At 73.8% G+C, this 15,332-nt stretch carries 22 protein-coding genes and 1 tRNA gene; 6 read left to right on the forward strand and 17 right to left on the reverse strand.

Annotation, left to right across the window (positions count from 1 at the left end; all coding sequences use genetic code 11):
- Positions 1–87: 87 nt before the first annotated feature.
- Positions 88–366, reverse strand: coding sequence for a hypothetical protein (locus tag PSU4_RS17785; RefSeq protein WP_246115184.1), 279 nt, complete (start codon positions 364–366; stop codon positions 88–90).
- 18 nt (positions 367–384) lie between these two features.
- Positions 385–705: a cupin domain-containing protein gene (locus PSU4_RS17790; RefSeq protein WP_147109696.1), complete on the reverse strand. Its 321-nt coding sequence runs from the start codon at positions 703–705 to the stop codon at positions 385–387.
- A 77-nt stretch (positions 706–782) separates the two neighbouring features.
- Here PSU4_RS17790 and PSU4_RS17795 point away from each other — a divergent pair, with 77 nt between their 5' ends.
- On the forward strand, positions 783–1,385 hold the full coding sequence (locus PSU4_RS17795) for a TetR/AcrR family transcriptional regulator (protein WP_147109698.1): 603 nt from the start codon (positions 783–785) through the stop codon (positions 1,383–1,385).
- Between the two features lie 178 nt (positions 1,386–1,563).
- On the opposite strand, the gene PSU4_RS17800 is transcribed toward PSU4_RS17795, so the two are convergent.
- Positions 1,564–1,636, reverse strand: a tRNA-Asn gene (locus tag PSU4_RS17800).
- A gap of 154 nt (positions 1,637–1,790) precedes the next feature.
- Between PSU4_RS17800 and PSU4_RS31395 the strand changes: the two genes are divergently transcribed.
- Both PSU4_RS31395 and PSU4_RS31400 read left to right on the forward strand, forming a co-directional pair.
- Complete coding sequence (locus tag PSU4_RS31395) at positions 1,791–2,000, forward strand: hypothetical protein (RefSeq protein WP_186817026.1); 210 nt, start codon at positions 1,791–1,793, stop codon at positions 1,998–2,000.
- Positions 2,001–2,131: 131 nt separating this feature from the next.
- The gene (locus PSU4_RS31400) at positions 2,132–2,755 is read left to right on the forward strand and encodes an AAA family ATPase (RefSeq protein ID WP_281290699.1); all 624 of its coding nucleotides are present in this window, start codon (positions 2,132–2,134) and stop codon (positions 2,753–2,755) included.
- Here the strand turns inward: PSU4_RS31400 and PSU4_RS17810 are convergent.
- From PSU4_RS17810 to PSU4_RS17840, 8 genes are all read right to left on the reverse strand, one after another.
- Positions 2,752–3,519, reverse strand: coding sequence for a trans-aconitate 2-methyltransferase (locus PSU4_RS17810; RefSeq protein ID WP_147109702.1), 768 nt, complete (start codon positions 3,517–3,519; stop codon positions 2,752–2,754). The two genes, PSU4_RS31400 and PSU4_RS17810, sit on opposite strands and share 4 nt — an antisense overlap.
- Entirely contained in the window at positions 3,516–4,040 is a 525-nt protein-coding gene (locus PSU4_RS17815) for a hypothetical protein (protein WP_147109705.1), read from the reverse strand. The genes PSU4_RS17810 and PSU4_RS17815 overlap by 4 nt, the downstream gene beginning before the upstream one ends.
- Complete coding sequence (dnaG, locus tag PSU4_RS17820) at positions 4,040–5,938, reverse strand: DNA primase (protein ID WP_147109707.1); 1,899 nt, start codon at positions 5,936–5,938, stop codon at positions 4,040–4,042. The genes PSU4_RS17815 and dnaG overlap by 1 nt, the downstream gene beginning before the upstream one ends.
- Before the next feature lie 43 nt (positions 5,939–5,981).
- Entirely contained in the window at positions 5,982–6,356 is a 375-nt protein-coding gene (locus PSU4_RS17825) for a VOC family protein (protein WP_147109709.1), read from the reverse strand.
- Positions 6,353–6,484, reverse strand: a complete 132-nt coding sequence (locus PSU4_RS32815; RefSeq protein ID WP_281290696.1) for a hypothetical protein — start codon at positions 6,482–6,484, stop codon at positions 6,353–6,355. Before PSU4_RS32815 ends, PSU4_RS17825 begins: the two co-directional genes overlap by 4 nt.
- 69 nt (positions 6,485–6,553) lie before the next feature.
- A complete protein-coding gene (locus PSU4_RS17830) occupies positions 6,554–6,745 on the reverse strand; it encodes a hypothetical protein (protein WP_147109711.1) in 192 nt (63 codons plus the stop codon).
- 71 nt (positions 6,746–6,816) lie between these two features.
- A complete protein-coding gene (locus PSU4_RS17835; protein ID WP_147109713.1) occupies positions 6,817–7,251 on the reverse strand; it encodes a hypothetical protein in 435 nt (144 codons plus the stop codon).
- Positions 7,248–7,979 carry an SDR family oxidoreductase gene (locus tag PSU4_RS17840; RefSeq protein ID WP_147109715.1) on the reverse strand — a complete coding sequence of 244 codons (732 nt, stop codon included), beginning with the start codon at positions 7,977–7,979 and terminating at the stop codon, positions 7,248–7,250. The genes PSU4_RS17835 and PSU4_RS17840 overlap by 4 nt, the downstream gene beginning before the upstream one ends.
- Positions 7,980–8,122: 143 nt before the next feature.
- On the opposite strand from PSU4_RS17840, the gene PSU4_RS33045 reads away from it, so the two are divergent.
- Positions 8,123–8,548, forward strand: a complete 426-nt coding sequence (locus PSU4_RS33045) for a sigma factor (protein ID WP_373866070.1) — start codon at positions 8,123–8,125, stop codon at positions 8,546–8,548.
- A gap of 74 nt (positions 8,549–8,622) precedes the next feature.
- Complete coding sequence (locus tag PSU4_RS17850; protein WP_147109717.1) at positions 8,623–9,363, forward strand: HNH endonuclease family protein; 741 nt, start codon at positions 8,623–8,625, stop codon at positions 9,361–9,363.
- A 156-nt stretch (positions 9,364–9,519) separates the two neighbouring features.
- Here the strand turns inward: PSU4_RS17850 and PSU4_RS17855 are convergent, their stop codons facing one another.
- The 4 genes from PSU4_RS17855 to PSU4_RS17870 form a co-directional block, all read right to left on the reverse strand.
- Positions 9,520–10,818, reverse strand: coding sequence for a deoxyguanosinetriphosphate triphosphohydrolase (locus PSU4_RS17855; protein WP_147109719.1), 1,299 nt, complete (start codon positions 10,816–10,818; stop codon positions 9,520–9,522).
- Positions 10,815–11,432 carry a YdcF family protein gene (locus tag PSU4_RS17860; protein WP_147109810.1) on the reverse strand — a complete coding sequence of 206 codons (618 nt, stop codon included), beginning with the start codon at positions 11,430–11,432 and terminating at the stop codon, positions 10,815–10,817. The genes PSU4_RS17855 and PSU4_RS17860 overlap by 4 nt, the downstream gene beginning before the upstream one ends.
- A 149-nt stretch (positions 11,433–11,581) precedes the next feature.
- Entirely contained in the window at positions 11,582–12,637 is a 1,056-nt protein-coding gene (locus PSU4_RS17865; RefSeq protein ID WP_246115185.1) for an XdhC family protein, read from the reverse strand.
- Positions 12,638–12,721: 84 nt separating this feature from the next.
- A complete protein-coding gene (locus PSU4_RS17870) occupies positions 12,722–13,114 on the reverse strand; it encodes a hypothetical protein (protein ID WP_147109721.1) in 393 nt (130 codons plus the stop codon).
- A 63-nt stretch (positions 13,115–13,177) separates the two neighbouring features.
- On the opposite strand from PSU4_RS17870, the gene PSU4_RS17875 reads away from it, so the two are divergent.
- Entirely contained in the window at positions 13,178–13,528 is a 351-nt protein-coding gene (locus PSU4_RS17875) for a tetratricopeptide repeat protein (protein WP_147109723.1), read from the forward strand.
- A 13-nt stretch (positions 13,529–13,541) separates the two neighbouring features.
- Here the strand turns inward: PSU4_RS17875 and PSU4_RS17880 are convergent, their stop codons facing one another.
- Together PSU4_RS17880 and PSU4_RS17885 are read right to left on the reverse strand one after the other, a co-directional pair.
- Complete coding sequence (locus tag PSU4_RS17880) at positions 13,542–14,150, reverse strand: response regulator transcription factor (RefSeq protein WP_147109725.1); 609 nt, start codon at positions 14,148–14,150, stop codon at positions 13,542–13,544.
- The gene (locus PSU4_RS17885) at positions 14,147–15,328 is read right to left on the reverse strand and encodes a sensor histidine kinase (RefSeq protein ID WP_147109727.1); all 1,182 of its coding nucleotides are present in this window, start codon (positions 15,326–15,328) and stop codon (positions 14,147–14,149) included. Before PSU4_RS17885 ends, PSU4_RS17880 begins: the two co-directional genes overlap by 4 nt.
- Between the last annotated feature and the right edge of the window lie 4 nt (positions 15,329–15,332).

Here is a 15,332-nt window from a genome sequence, read left to right on the forward strand (position 1 = left end):
ACGGCCACGGAGCCGACCACCGAACGTCATCCAGCTCGCAACCCTCGACCTCCCACGCGAACCCGTGGGAGTCGGCTGATGCGCGCTCTACGTGCCGAGAGCCAGGAGTCCGACGACGAACTCGTCGCCGGCGGGGGTCCGACCGCCACTCAGGCCGAAGTGGGTTACCAGCTCGGCCGACAGGTACGCCTGCACCTCGTCGGCGCCGGCGCCACGGTCCAGGTGCTCGCCCAACTCCAGGATCAGACAGTCGTACTCGTCTCGGACGCCGTGAGGTACGACGCCGATGAAGTCCCACTCGTTGAGCAGTGCGCGGATCGCCGTCGCCCGGGCCGATGTCGTGTCTCCTCCCCGATGCTCAGCCACACGGGAAGCCTAGGCGCCTCATTTGAGCTCGACGAACAGCGCGTGTGTCGGCACGTCGCCGATGTTCTCGCCGATGTGGGTCTGCGCGTCCACCCAGCGGGCCTGGTGCTGCGTCTGCTCCACCTCGACCTCGCGCCCGCCGACGGTGAGCCGGCGCCGGAACGTGGCCAGCGGGATGATCACCATGTCGGGGTGGTCGTGCTCGCAGGTCCGGTCGCCCGGCACGTCGCGGTACTCCAGCACCCGCACGCGCTCGTTCTCGAACACCACCGAGTACAGGCCCGGGTCGGTGACGACTGGGTCCGTGCTCGCCCTCGCGCTCGCCGTGTCCGTGCTCATACGAGACCTCCGCGTTCGCTGGTGAGAAGTTCGTGGCACTGAAGTACCATGAGGGGACTACGGTACCGTCGGCGTCAATGTCGACCCCCTACGAACTGACCGGCCGACGCAACCAGAAGGCCCGCACCCGCACCGCGCTCGTCGACGCAGCCCGCGAGCTGCTGTCCCACGGGACGACGCCGACGGTCGAGGATGCCGCGGGGGCGGCCGCGGTCTCCCGGACCACGGCCTACCGGTACTTCCCGAATCAGCGCGCCCTCGTCTCGGCCGCATACCCCGAGGTCGACCAGGCGTCGCTGCTGCCCGCGGACCCGCCCGCCGACCCCGAGCAGCGCCTCGCCCTGCTGCTCCACGCCACGAACCGGATCGTCCGCGACTGGGAGACCCAGCTGCGGGCGGCGCTGCGGTTGTCGTTGGAACCCGAGGCCGACCCCACGGAGCCGGTGATGCGGCGGGGCCGGGTGATCGGATGGCTGACCGACGCGCTCGAACCCCTCGCCGCCACGCACCCGGGGATCGACCGGGACCGGCTGGCCGTCGCGATCCGCGCCGCGACGGGAATCGAGGCGTTCGTCTGGCTGGTCGACGTCGCCGGCTGCTCCCCCGACGACGCGCTGGCGACGATGCACTGGAACGGCCTCGCGATCCTGCGCACCGCACTCCGCGACGGCGGCCCGTGAGAACCTGATCGCCGACTTCGACACCGGGCTGGTTCGAGATGAACAGAGCAGCCGCGTACGCGCTGGGCCGTGCTCACCGAGAGAGCCGGAAAGACGTTGGAGACAGCGGCTACGGCGGGAAAACGCCGGATGATCTTGGTCAGAGATTCACATGTAAGCCGCTGACCTGCGAGGAAAGCTCCTCCGACTGGACTCGAACCAGTAACCCTGCGATTAACAGTCGCATGCTCTGCCAATTGAGCTACGGAGGACCGCTGTGCCGGCCGGGGCACCGCCCTTCCGACTCGCAAACCTTAGCGCACCCGTTCGGCCGCATCGTCCGGGGGGCCTGTCCGCCAGGGCACCCGGCGGACCTGCAGCTGGGGCAGGATGGGGCGCGAACACGGACGAACCTGCGGAGGCGACATGCTGAAGTTCTTGTTGGGTGCGGCCGTCGGGTACGTGTTGGGGGCGCGGGCCGGGCACGAGCGCTACGAGCAGCTGGTGCGGACCTACCAGCGTGTCACCGACCATCCTGCGGTGCAGGGCGCGGCGGGGGTGGTGCGGGCGCGGGTCGAGGAGGCCGTCACCGGCAACCCGCACGGGGACGCGTCGTCGAACGGGCGCGGTCACTGACCTCTCGGCGGCGGGCGCCGACCGGCCCGGCGGTCTACCTGCGGTACCTCGAGATCGACGAGGCCGCGGTCCCCGACGAACCGTGCCACCCGTTCGACCTCGCCGTCGTCGCGGCCCTGCGGGGCCGGCGGCTGGAGCTCGGTCCGGGCGTGACGTTCCTGGTGGGCGAGAACGGCTCCGGGAAGTCGACGCTCGTCGAGGCCATCGCGGTCGCGGCAGGGTTCAACGCGGAGGGCGGGTCGCGGTCGTTCCGGTTCTCGACGCGGGCGAGCGAGTCGACGCTGGGCGGGGCGTTGCGGGTGGGCCGGGCGCCTGGGCGGGAGCTGTCGTCGTTCTTCCTGCGGGCCGAGTCGTTCTACAACGTGGCGACGGAGATCGAGGCGCTCGACCTGGTCGACGCGTACGGCGGGGTCTCGCCGCACGAGCGGTCGCACGGCCAGTCGTTCCTCGACCTGCTCAACCATCGTTTCCGGCCCGGCGGTCTCTATCTGCTGGACGAGCCGGAGGCGGCGCTGTCGGTGACGGGGTGCATGGCGGCGTTGGCGCGCATCCACGAGCTGGCGCGGCAGGGGTCGCAGTTCATCGTCGCGACGCACTCGCCGATCCTGCTCGCGGTCCCGCGGGCGCGGATCCTGGAGATCGGTGACGACGGGCGGCTGCACACCGTCTCCTACGACGACGCGTTGCCTGTCGTGACGATGCGGGCGTTCCTGGCAGACCCGGGACACCGGGTGCGGGACCTGCTGCGACCCTAGGACTCCTTGTGCGCCACCGCGAAGATGCGGCGGAACGGGAGCCACGTCGTGCCGTCGGCCCGCATCGGGTAGGCCTCGCGGAGCAGCGGCGCGAGCTCGGCGCGGAAGTCGTCGTAGTCCGGAGGATCGAGTGCGTCGCGGACCGGGCGCAGCGTGGTGGCGCTGATCCAGGTGAGGACGGGGTCGTCGCCGGTGAGCCGCTGCAGGTAGGTGGTCTCCCAGACGTCGACGTCGACTTTCGCGCCGCCCAGGATCGAGGCGTAGTCGGCGGGTTCGGCCACGGCGAGCTCGTCGCGCAGGGTGAGCCCACGTCGGGCGGCGAGCTCGCGGGCCAGCGCGTGGGAGGGGGCGCCGAAGTTGCCGGGCACCTGCATGGCGAACCAGGCGCCCGCCGGGAGGGCGTCGATCCAGCGGGCGAGCAGGTCGGTGTGGGTGGGCACCCACTGCAGCACGGCGTTGGTGACGACGACGTCGACGTCCGGGCCGGGCGTCCAGGTTTCGACCGGCGCGAGCGTCGCGTCGATCCCGCGCGAACGGGCGGCCTCGACCATGTCGGGCGAGGAGTCCAGGGCCTCGACGGCGGCGTCGGGCCAGCGCCGGCTGAGGGTCTCGGTGAGGTGGCCGGGCCCGCAGCCGAGGTCGACGACGCGGCGCGGGGCGGCGGCGCCGATGCGGGCGACGAGGCCGAGGAACGGGCGGGAGCGGGCGTCGTCGAACTGGAGGTAGAGCGCGGGGTCCCAGGTCGTCCCGGTCGTCCCGGTCATCCCTGCCGGGCTTTCCTCGCCACCTCGACGGCGAGGCGGCGCACGAGGTCGGGGTCGGTGCCCGGGTCGGGGCGGACCTGCAGGATCGAGCCGTCGGAACCGGCGACCTTGCGCTGCAGGAACCAGGCGCCGCCGCCGGGCAGGTCGCGATGGTGGCGCGACCGGATCGAGCCGGTGACGCGCTCGTGCACGATCTGCGGGACCTTGCCCGGGTCATCGAGGCGCAGCCGTCGCGGGGGGAGGTCGGCGAGCAGCACGACGCCGTCCTCGACCGACTCGGTCGCCTCCGTGACGACGAGCGCGCCCTCGGCCCAGACGGCCTTGCTGACGAGGTGCCAGCCGATGCGGCGCGGGGCGTCGCCGGGCAGCCAGATGCCCCACGACGTGACGACGACGTGGCTGCCGCCGACGATCGGGGCGACGGCGAGGACACGTTCGTCGGGTTCGAGGACGGCGTCGAAACCGGCGGGCAGCTCGCCGCGGCCCGTGACGATCTGGGTGAGGCGGTTCATCAGACCCATCAGACTGCCGCCCCCATCGCTTTGTCGCGCAATGCGATCCGGTACTGCTCCAACGGCACGAGGTCGCCGAAGAGCTGGTGGTAGGCGTCGGCCTCCTCGACGGGGTTGGTGCGTTGCAGACGGGCCTTGAGCTCGGCGATCTGCGACTCGACGAGCGCGAGCCGCACCCCGGCGACGACGCTGCTGACGTAGCGGGCCTCGTCGGTGAGCCCGTTGCCGGTGTTGCCGCCGCGGGCGGTGCGGCGGGGCAGCTGCATCGGTTCGACGGCGAGCTCGTGGACGAGGCCGCGGAACTCGGGGACGCACTCGGTGCCGACGGCCTCGATCCACGCCTGGCCCGACATCCCGCCGCACACCCCGCCGGCGGCGGCGACGGCGCGGTGCACGCCCGCGAACGCGGGGTGGGTGAACGCGGCCTCGGGCAGTTCGTCGTAGGCGGGGCCGGCGACGGCGGGCTCCTGCAGGGCCGCCTTCACGGCCTCGCGCTGCAGGTGCAGGCGGGGGTCGTCCTTCGCGGGGGCCGCGGCGGGGGGCGGGGTGCGTCGGCCGCGGCCGGGCTCGGCGGGCGCGCCTGCCGACTCGCGGACCCGGCGGACGACCATCGCGATGTCGTCCCAGCTGGTCCAGCCGGCGAGGCGGCGGGCGTACTCGTCGCGAAGATCTTCCCGACGGATCCGCGCGACGAGCGGGACGCAGCGTTGGAGGGCGGCGACGCGGCCCTCGGCGGTGTCGAGGTCGTGGTCGCGCAGCATCGAGCGGATCGCGAACTCGAACAGCGGTTCGCGGCGGGCGACGAGGTCGCGCACGGCGGTGTCGCCGCCGGACTGGCGCAGCTCGCAGGGGTCCTGACCGTCAGGGGCGATGGAGACGAACGTCTGCGCGGCGAAGCTCTGGTCGCCCTCGAACGCCTTGAGCGCGGCGGCCTGACCTGCGGCGTCGCCGTCGAAGGTGTAGATGACCTCGCCGAGGTCGAAGCTGTCGTCGCCGATGAGCCGACGGATGACCGAGACGTGCTCGGCGCCGAAGGCCGTCCCACAGGAGGCGACGGCGGTGGGGACCCCGGCGAGGTGCATGGCCATGACGTCGGTGTAGCCCTCGACGACGACGACCTGGCGGCGCTTGGCGATCTCGCGCTTGGCGAGGTCGAGCCCGAACAGGACGTGGGTCTTGCGGTAGACGGGCGTCTCGGTGGTGTTGAGGTACTTGGCCTCGATGCCGTCGTCGTCGTAGAGCCGGCGGGCGCCGAACCCGACGACGTCGCCGCCGAGGTCGCGGATGGGCCAGAGCAGGCGGCGGTGGAACCGGTCGATGGGGCCGCGCCTGCCCTCCTTGGACAGTCCGGCCTTCATGAGCTCGTCGAGGGTGAACCCGGCGGCGAGCAGGTGCTTGGTGAGCAGGTCCCAGCCTGCGGGGGCGTAGCCGCAACCGAACCGGGCGGCCGCGGCGGCGTCGAACCCGCGCGCGGCGAGGAACTCGACGGCGGCCGCCGCGTCCGGGCCGCGCAGCTTGTCGGTGTAGAACTCGGCGGCCTTGCGGTTGGCCTCGAGCAACCGGGAGCGGGTGCCGCGGTCGCGCTGGACGGAGCTGCCGCCACCCTCGTAGGTGAGCCGGACGCCGACCTTCTCCGCGAGCCGTTCGACGGCCTCGACGAACCCGACCACCTCGATCTTCATGACGAAGTCGATGACGCTGCCACCCTCGCCGCAGCCGAAGCAGTGGAACGTGCCGTGCGTGGGGCGGACGTTGAACGACGGGGTCTTCTCGTCGTGGAAGGGGCACAAGCCCTTCAGCGAGCCGGCACCGGCGCGGCGCAGCGCGACGTACTCGCCGATGACCTCGTCGATCCGGGCGCGGTCACGGACCTCCATGATGTCGCTGTCCCGGATACGCCCTGCCACGCTCGCGAGTCTAGGCCCGTGGCGCGCGGGCGGGCCGGACGGCTCAGGTCGCCAGGACCAGGCAGAACGGATGGCCGACCGGGTCGGTGTAGACGCGGAACGTCTCGCCGGGCTGGACGTCGGCCTTCGTGGCGCCGACGCCGAGGACGAACTCCTCGCCGGCGTCGAGGTCGGGGACGTCGAAGTCGAGGTGCAGCTGCTGCGGGTGCTCCTGCTGCGGCCACTGCGGCGCGCGGTAGTCGCCGACCTGCTGGCAGGCGATCGTCACGGGGCCGTCGGCGACGAGCTCGCGCCAGTCGTCGTCGGTGTCGCCCTCGGCGAGGGGCCAGCCGGTGAGCTCCGAGTAGAAGCGGATGAGCGAGTCGGGATCGGGGCAGTCGAGGGCCACGACGGACAGGCGCGGGGTGGGGCGGCTCATCGTCGCGACGGTAGTGGCCCGGGTGGGCGTCCGCTGTGGTCGAGCAGCAGCGGGACCGCGGTCATCACGGCGAAGAGCAGGACGGCGGCGGCGAGGGCGGACCAGGTGAGGACGTCGTGGAGCACCATGGCTCCACGGTCAGCCCGCAGGCCGTGCCGCGGCTGCGAGCGGGCTGGGAGCCCGCTGAGAAGGGCGGGTCAGGCGGCGACGGGCTGCGGGACGACGGCGTCGAGGGATTCGGGCGCGCGGCGCGGCTGCGGGATGAGCGGGGCGTCGGCCTCGACGCGGCCCACGGCGTCGCCGTAGAGCGGCAGGGCCGCCATGGCCAGCAGCACGACGATGCCGGCGCCGCCGGCGAGGACGGTCAGGACGTCGGACAGCATGTTCATACCCCCGACATCTCCCCGCAGGCTGACCGTGTTACCGCATCCGGCGGCGTGTCGCGCGTGTCGCGGCTACGTCATTCGGAGGAGTGAACCGACGCGCGGCCTGATCGCACCAGGACGACCGCCAGGGCCGCCGCGACGACGACCTCCACCGCGAACCCGGCCGTCTGCAACGTGGCGTCGAGCGCGCTGAACCCGTGCAGGTGGAAGCTGTGGAAGACGACGTGCGGGATCGTCCACACGGCGAACACCACGAGCGTGATCGCGACGAGCCGGCGGTCGAGCCAGATCGCCGCGGCGACGAGCAGGACCGTCAACGCCAGGCTGAGCGCGCCGACGTCACGGACGAGGTGTTCGTTGTAGGGCGGCAGCGCCGAGACCCAGCTGTGGCCGGGTGCGGGGAAGTCGTCGTAGAACGAGCGTGGCGCGGGCAGTGCCCAGAGTCCGACGAACGCCTGGGTCGCGGCCAGCACGAGCAGCCCGACACGCAGCACGATGCGCGTGTTCACGACGCCTCCAGGAACTGCTCGAAGGTCACGGTGCCGTCGGCGTGCTCCGGCGTGGTGAGGGCGCCCGCGCGCAGCCCGCGCCCCATCGCGCCGGGCAGTCGCAGCGCGACGACACGCCGCCGTGTCCCCGTCGCGGCGAGCCAGGTCCGGCCGAGGTCGGCCATGTCGCGCACCTGCGGACCGCCGAGGTCGGGGACCCGGCCCGCGGCCGGGGCGATCGTGAGCGCGGCGAGCCGGGCGGCGACGTCGGTGACGTCGACGGGCTGGAACCGGGCCCCGGCGAGGACGGGCAGCAGCCCGGTCCGCGAGCCGGCCCTGAACATCGTCGCCAGCAGGTCGTGGAACTGGGTGGCGCGCAGGATCGTCCAGGGCAGGCCGCTGCCGGTGACGAGGGCTTCCGCGGCGAGCTTGGCCCGGTAGTACGGCATCGGTACGCCCTCGATGCCGACGATCGACACGTACAGCAGGTGCGGGCTGCCGGCGCGAGCGGCGGCGTCGACGAGTGTCCGGGTGGTGTCGGCGTCGCCGCGCGGGGCGGTGGCGCAGTGCACGACCACGTCGGCGCCGCGGACGGCGTCGTCGATCCCGGCGCCCGTGCGCAGGTCACCGACCACGCGCCCCTCCCCCGCGGTGCGGCTGAGCACGCGCGGCGCGTGCCCGTCGTGACGCAGCCTGTCGACGAGGGCGCGGCCCAACGTGCCGGTTCCCCCGGTGACGAGGATGTCCATCGGTCCTCCCGTTCTCGGTGGTTTCCCATGGGACGGCAGCGGGCCCCGGGACGTGACGGTGCACGGACGTGACGTGCGTCGCGCCGGTAGCGTCCGCGCGGTGACCGCCGCCGCCGTGGCCTTCGAGTCGCACCGCACGCACCGTGCTGGGCGTCGGCTACCGGATCACCGGGAGCCTGGCCGACGCCGAGGACGCCGTCCAGGAGGCGTGGCTGCGGTTCGCCGCCCAGGACACCGACGTGATCGACGAGCCGCGGGCCTGGCTGACGACCGTCGTCGGACGGCTGTGCCTCGACCGGCTTCGGTCGGCGGCGGTGCGGCGTGAGCGCTACGTCGGGCCCTGGCTGCCCGAGCCCCTCGTCACCGCCCCCGGCGACGACGATCCGCTGGCCGTCATCGTCCGCGACAAGGGCGGGCTCGCGACGAGCTGGTCGCCCGTCGTCGTCAACGGGGAGCTGGGGGTACGCACCGACGCGGTGGGCAGAGCACCGGCGTCGGTCGTTGTGCTCTCGATCACGAACGGGCGAATCCGAGGTGTGTTCCAGGTGGTCAACCCGGACAAGCTCTGACCCGTCGGGTTCGCCCCGGCTACTCCCCCGTGTCGCTCCGGCACCCACGGTGATCGCCGGTACAGGATTCCCAGGTGCGAACGGTACGTGCGTGGCGACGGGTGGTTCCGGTACTGGCGGCGGTGGCCGCCCTGAGCGTGGGGGCGTCGGGATGTTCCGCCCTCCAGACCGCGGGGTTCCAGGTCGGGCCTGCCGACGCACCCGCGGCGGGCGCCACCGCCACGGGTGACGCCGCCACCGCGCTCGCGGCACTGCCCGTCAAGGGTCGCGCCCCCAAGACCGGCTACGAGCGCACCCAGTTCGGCTCGGCATGGTCCGACGTCGACCGCAACGGCTGCGACCAGCGCAACGACGTCCTCGCCCGGGACATGACCGGTGAGACGTTCAAGCCCGGTACCAAGGACTGCGTCGTCCTCACCGGTTCCCTGGCCGACCCCTACACCGGGAAGACCATCGCCTTCCAGCGTGGCCAGGGCACCAGCGAGAAGGTGCAGATCGACCACGTCGTCGCGCTGTCGGACGCCTGGCAGAAGGGCGCGCAGCAGCTCGACGCGCCGACCCGCAAGCTGCTCGGCAACGACCCGCTCAACCTGCTGGCCGTCGACGGGCCGACGAACCAGTCCAAGGGCGACGGCGACGCCGCGACGTGGCTGCCGCCGTCGAAGGCCTACCGCTGCGACTACGTGGCCCGCCAGGTCGCGGTGAAGACGAAGTACACGCTGTGGGTCACCGCGGCCGAGCGCGACGCGATCTCCCGCATCCTCGCCGAGTGCCCCGGCCAGGCGCTGCCGGCGGACAGCACGATCGAGCGCTGAATCCCTCGTGAGCGGCAATAGTCGCCATAGCGACTATTGCCGCTCACAGGCGCACTGTGCAGGCCGCATCGAAGCCCTGGTCGGTGATGCCAGGGCGTGGTTGCTGCGGGCGCGCTGGTTCTCCAGCGACGACGGCGGGATTCGTGACGGCGAACCTCAGACCTGGCGCAGGCGCGCGTGCCAGGTCAGCGCCTGCTGGTCGGTGAGCATCGCGATCTGGTCGACGACGACGCGCAGCCGGGCGGCGTCGTCGGCGGCGACGGCCCAGTCCTCGGCGCGCACGGGGTCGAGGCTGCCGGGTGCGCCGGCGAGCAGCGACGCCGCGAGCTCGGCGAGCAGGTCCCGTTGCCGGGCCTGCATCGACAGGCGCACCGGGTCGGCCATCACGTACCGGACCGCGACGGCCTTGAGCAGCGCCACCTCGGCCGCCGCACCGGGCGGGACGACGAGGTCGGCGGCGTAGCGCGTCACGGGTGCGTCGGGGTCGGGCAGGGCGTCGAGGGTGGCGTCGGTCGCGGCGCGGACGAACCGGCCCACCAGCTCGCTGGTCAGGACCTTGAGGGCGACGTGCTGGCCGCCGGTGGCCGTCGGGCCGTGGAACCCGGCGACGGCCGCGACCGCGGGCAGGGCGAGGAGCTGGTCGGCGGCGTCGGCGAGCGCGGCGGGATCGGCCCCGAAGTTGGCGACGGCCAGCTCCGCGAGCGCGGCCCGCTCCTCCGGGTCGGCCAGCGACGCCAGGTCGATGCGCCCGGCGAGGATGCCGTCCTCGACGTCGTGCACCGAGTAGGCGACGTCGTCGGACCAGTCCATGATCTGGGCCTCGATGCAGCGCCGGCGCTCCGGGGCGCCGTCGCGGACCCACGCGAGGACGGGCGCATCGGCCTCGTAGGCGCCGAACTTGCGCACCCCCGGCCCACCGACCCACGGATACTTCGACGACGCGTCGAGCGTGGCGCGGGTGAGGTTGAGCCCGCCCGCGTGGTCGCCGTGGCCGACCTTCGGTTCGAGCCGCGTCAGGATGCGCAGCGTCTGGGCGTTGCCCTCGAACCCGCCGCAGCTGCCGGCGATCTGGTCGAGAGCGCGTTCGCCGTTGTGCCCGAAGGGCGGGTGCCCGATGTCGTGGGCGAGCCCGGCGGTGTCGACGACGTCGGGGTCGGCGCCCAGCTCCTCGGCGATGCCGCGGCCGATCTGCGCGACCTCCAACGAGTGCGTGAGCCGGGTCCGCGGGATCCCGGTGACCTCGGCGCCCTCCCCCGGGCCGACGACCTGCGTCTTGCCCGCGAGCCGGCGCAGCGCCGCGGAGTGCAGCACCCGGGCGCGGTCGCGCGCGAACGGGCTGCGCCGCTCGGGCCGCCCACCGCCCGCGGCCTTGGGGTCCTCGGGGAGCAGCCGGGCGCGGGCGTGGTCGTCGTAGCCGTGGTCGTGCGCGACGGCCAGGTCGGTCGGGCCGCTCATCCCAGTCCGGTGTCCTCGGTCTCGGCCGGTGCCTTGGTGATCCGGTAGTACAACAGCGCGGCCGTCTCCCTCACGATGTACTTCGCCTGCGTCTCGCGGCTCTGCACGACGGGCCCGCTGCGCGTCGGTGACGTCCAGGCGTCGAGCCCGGCGTCCTCGGCCATGGTGCGCGCCCGCAGCGAGTGCCACGGGTCGCTGACCAGTATCGCGCTGCTCCAGCCGTCGCGACGCGCCACGGCGGCGACGGCCTGCAGGCTCGCCAGGGTGTCCGAGCCCTCGCCGACGGCGACGACCGCCGACGCCGGGATCCCCTTGGCCAGCAGGTACCGCCGCCCCGCGGACGCCTCGGTGTACTCGTCACCGGCCCGGTTGCCGCCGACGGTCACGATCCGCGGCGCCACGCCCTCCCGGAACAGGGCGGCGGCGTGGTCGAGCCGGGAGGCGAAGATCGGGCTGGGGCTGCCGTCGTACTGCGCGGCGCCCAGGACGATCACGGCGTCGGCGGGGGTCTCGGTGTCGGTCCGCGCGGTCTGCCAGACCCGGAACGCGGTGCCGCACACGATGATCACGCCGATGAGCAGCCCGCCGATGAGGAAGCGGGCGGGCCAGCGCAGGCCCGAGCGCGGGTACACGACCCGCGGTGCCGAGCCGCCGATCCTGCGGGTGGGCGCGTCGGCGCCGGGATCGGCCGGTCGCGGACGGCGCAGCGGGACGGTCGGGGCGGCGCGACCCCCGGGTGACCGCCTCGGCGGGCGGGGTGCTGTCACCCGCCGATCCGGCTGTCGGAGGCCGCGAGTGCGGTGGCGGCGCGCCCGGAGCGGGCGGCGATGACCTGGGCGACGATCGACACGGCCGTCTCGGCGGGGGTGCGGGCACCGAGGTCGAGCCCGACGGGGCCGTGGATGGAGTCGATCTCGGCGTCGGTGAGGCCCGCGGCGAGCAGTCGGCCGCGGCGGGCGGCCTGGGTGCGGCGGGACCCGAGGGCGCCGATGAAGCCGCGACCGCCGCGGACGCCGTCGGCGAGGACGACGTCGAAGCGTGGGGCGTGGTCGAGCAGGACGACGACGTCGGCGTCGGAGAACCCGGCGACGGCGGCGCGGGCGTCGTCGAGGTCGGCGATCGTGCGGCCGCCCCAGCCGAGCAGCGCGGCCTGCGCGAGCAGGGCCTCGCCGATCGCGCCGGCGCCGACGACGACCACCGTGGGCACGGGCACCCACAGGTCGAGCAGCACGTCGGTGCCCGCGGCGTCGTACCGTTCGGTGGCGGTGCCGCCGCGGCGCAAGCGGTTGCGGGCCGTGTCGGCCGCGGCCTCGTCGACCTCGGCGGCGCCGAGCGAGCCGTAAACCTGATCCAGCGCAGGCCCGGTCAGGACCAGCACGGCCGACCCGTCGGCGGGGGTGATCAGTGCGGCGGGGACACCACCCTCGAGCGCATCGCCCAGCGCCGTCGCGAGCGCGGCCGGCAGCGGGTGCCCCAGCAGCGTGGCGCCGCCTGCGCAGGCCAGCCCCGCCGCGACACCCGCCTCCTCGGAGACGTGGGCCCGGCCGGTGCGCGGGCCCGCCGCCGCGGACGCCGCGAGCGGGAGCGCCGTGTCGTCGAGCGCGCCGAGGTAGAGCAGGCCCGCGGACTCCCCCGCCGCCGTCGAGGCGACGAGCTGCCCCGACTCGACGGTGCCGAACCCGTGCCGGTCGAGCACCCGGACGACGCCGATCTCGGCCGACCCGTCCGCTGCCCAGGCGCGTAGCGCGGCACCCAGCGCGCGGCGGGGATCGGTGGTGGCGTCGGTGGAGCCGGACGGCGGCACGGTCGCAGCGGTCACGTCGGCCAGGGTAGCGACCGCGACCGACGACGGCGGCGACCGAGAGCCGGGCGCGTCCCCGGGGGGAGGGTCGGCCCGAGCGGGTCAGCCGGTCGGCAGGGTGCGCTTGAGGGCGAAGATCGCGATCCGCACGACGATCGCGTCGACGATCAGCGCGGCGAACGCCCAGCCGTCGAACAGTCCCGCGAGCGGGCGGCCCTGGGTGAGGGCGAGGACGCTGGGCAGCAGGAACGTCGCCACCCCGATGGCACCGACGACGGCGGCCGACAGCAGCGGCACCGGCTGCGCGGCGGGCGTCTTCAGCGTCCGGGCCAGCATGCCCGCGATCACCAGCGCCGCGATGACGAGAATCGCGTCGATGATGGCGAGGCGTGAGGTGTCCCAGAGCCGGACGCCGTGCACCGCGTGGACCACCGCGGACGCCACGAGCAGCACGAGCAGGAACTGCGGGGCGGTGATCGAGCGCAGGCGGTTCACAGGGCCAGTCTCCCCCGAACCGTCCGGCGGAATACCCCGCTGGGGTATGTGGTTGTATAGATCATGATGGACACGTTGACCTTCCGGATGGCCGAGACCTGGGTCGACGAGGGCCGGCCCCTGGAGGCTCTCGAGATGCTGGAGCCCCACGCCGACGAGCTGCGCGAGAGCGTCGCCGGAGCCCTGCTGCTCGGTCGCGCCTACTACCGGTCCGCCCAGCTGCGCAAGGCCGAGGAGGAGCTGGCGCGGGCCGTCGAGCTCGCCCCCGCCGACTCCTACGCCCGCTACCTGCTGGGCCGGGCGTTGCAACGGCAGAGCCGCCACGCCGACGCCCTGCCGCACCTGCGGCTGGCCGCGGCGCTGAACCCCGACTACGCCGGGGACCGCGATGCCTGCGCCGACCGCGTCGGCTGACCTGCGGTCACGACTACAGCCAGCCGAAGCCGTCCGCGATGCGGACGGCTTCGGCGCGTGTGCGCGAGTCCGTCTTCCCGATCGCCGACGACAGATGGTTGCGCACCGTGCCCTCCGACAGGTGCAGCCGCTTCGCGATGTCGGCGACGGTCGCGCCGTCCGCGGCCGCGACCAGCACGTCGCGCTCGCGTTCGGTGAGCGGGCTCGCGCCGGTGCTCAACGACTCCGCCGCCAGCGCCGGGTCGACCACGCGCAGCCCGGCGTGCACCCGGCGCACCGCCTCGACCAGCTGCTCCGGCGGGCTGTCCTTCACGACGAACCCCGCCGCCCCCGCCCGCATCGCGCGCGCGAGGTAGCCGGGACGGCCGAACGTCGTCAGCACCACGACCCGGCACGACGGCAGCGACTCGCGCAGCGCCGCCGCGGCTGCGAGCCCGTCGATCCCCGGCATCTGGACGTCGAGCAACGCCACGTCGGGCGTCGTGCGGGCAGCGGCGGGACCGACGTCGTCACCCGTGCCCACCTGCGCGACGACCTCGATGTCGGGCTCCAGGCCCAGCATCGCCGCGAGCGCGCCGCGGACGAGGGCCTGGTCGTCGGCCAGCAGGACCTTGATCGTCATCGGGCCGCTCTGTCGTTCGTGCGGGTGCTCGCCGCGCCGGCCGGCGCGGGCGGGCACGTCGCCGCCAGCCGCCAGCCGCCACGCTCCCCCGGCCCCGAGTCGACCCAGCCCCCGATCGCGGCGACCCGCTCCGCCAGCCCGGTGAGCCCGTTGCCCGCCGGGGTGCCGGTCGGGGCGCCGACACCGTCGTCGACGATCTCGATCGAGTCCGGTGACAGCCGCACCGCGACGCGGCCGGCGCCGCTGTGGCGGATCGCGTTCGTGACACCCTCGCGCAGCACGTAGGCGAAGACCTGCTGACGTTCGGCCGGCACGTCGTCGACCGCGCGGGGCAGATCCGCCTCGATCTGCGCGGCCCGCAACGCCTCCCGCGCCCCCGCCAGCTCCGCGGCCAACGACGCGACCCGGTTCGCCGAGATCGTCGCGCGGACGTCGGACAGCGCCTGCCTGCCGAGCCTCTCGACGTCGGCGACCTCGTCGGCGGCCCGCACGTCGTCGCCACGTTCCAGCAGCCGCCGCGCGAGCCCGGCCTTGACGGTGATCGTCGTCAGGCTGTGCCCGAGGACGTCGTGCAGGTCGCGCGCCATCCGGTCGCGCTCCTGCGTGACAGCCATCCTCGCGAGCTCCTCCCGGGCCACCCGCAGCTCCGTGTTCACCCGGATCAGCCCGAACATGCCGATCATCGCCATCGTCATCGCCACGATGCCGACGACCGAGCCCAGGTCGACCGCCCCGAACACGACGCTGTAGAGCACGAACGCGCCCGCGACCACCAGCACCGCCACCACCGCGGAGACCCGCTTCGGCAGCAGCGCCATGATCGTGACGAGGAGGAAGCTGATCGTGTAGAGGACGCCGCCGTCGGTACCGCCGGCGCCCAGGCCCACCACCATCCCGGCCCACAACCCCGCCATCCCGACGACCGTCACCACCACGACCACGCGCCGCGACGACCACATCGCGTAGTACAGCCCAGCGGCGTAACCGGCGATGTAGGCGAGGACGTCGAGCACCAGCAGGACCCGCAACGCCGGCCCGTGGTCGGACACCGCCGCCGCATACACCCACGGCATCAGCAGCAACGACCAGCCGCCCGCCATCGGCAGCCACTTGCGCAGGGACAGCCGCGTCGGGTCCATGGGACCGTCGCCTGCGCGTCCGCGGCCGCCGTCGACCATGCCG

This window comes from Pseudonocardia sulfidoxydans NBRC 16205 (genome assembly GCF_007989085.1).
GTDB classification, from domain to species: domain Bacteria; phylum Actinomycetota; class Actinomycetes; order Mycobacteriales; family Pseudonocardiaceae; genus Pseudonocardia; species Pseudonocardia sulfidoxydans.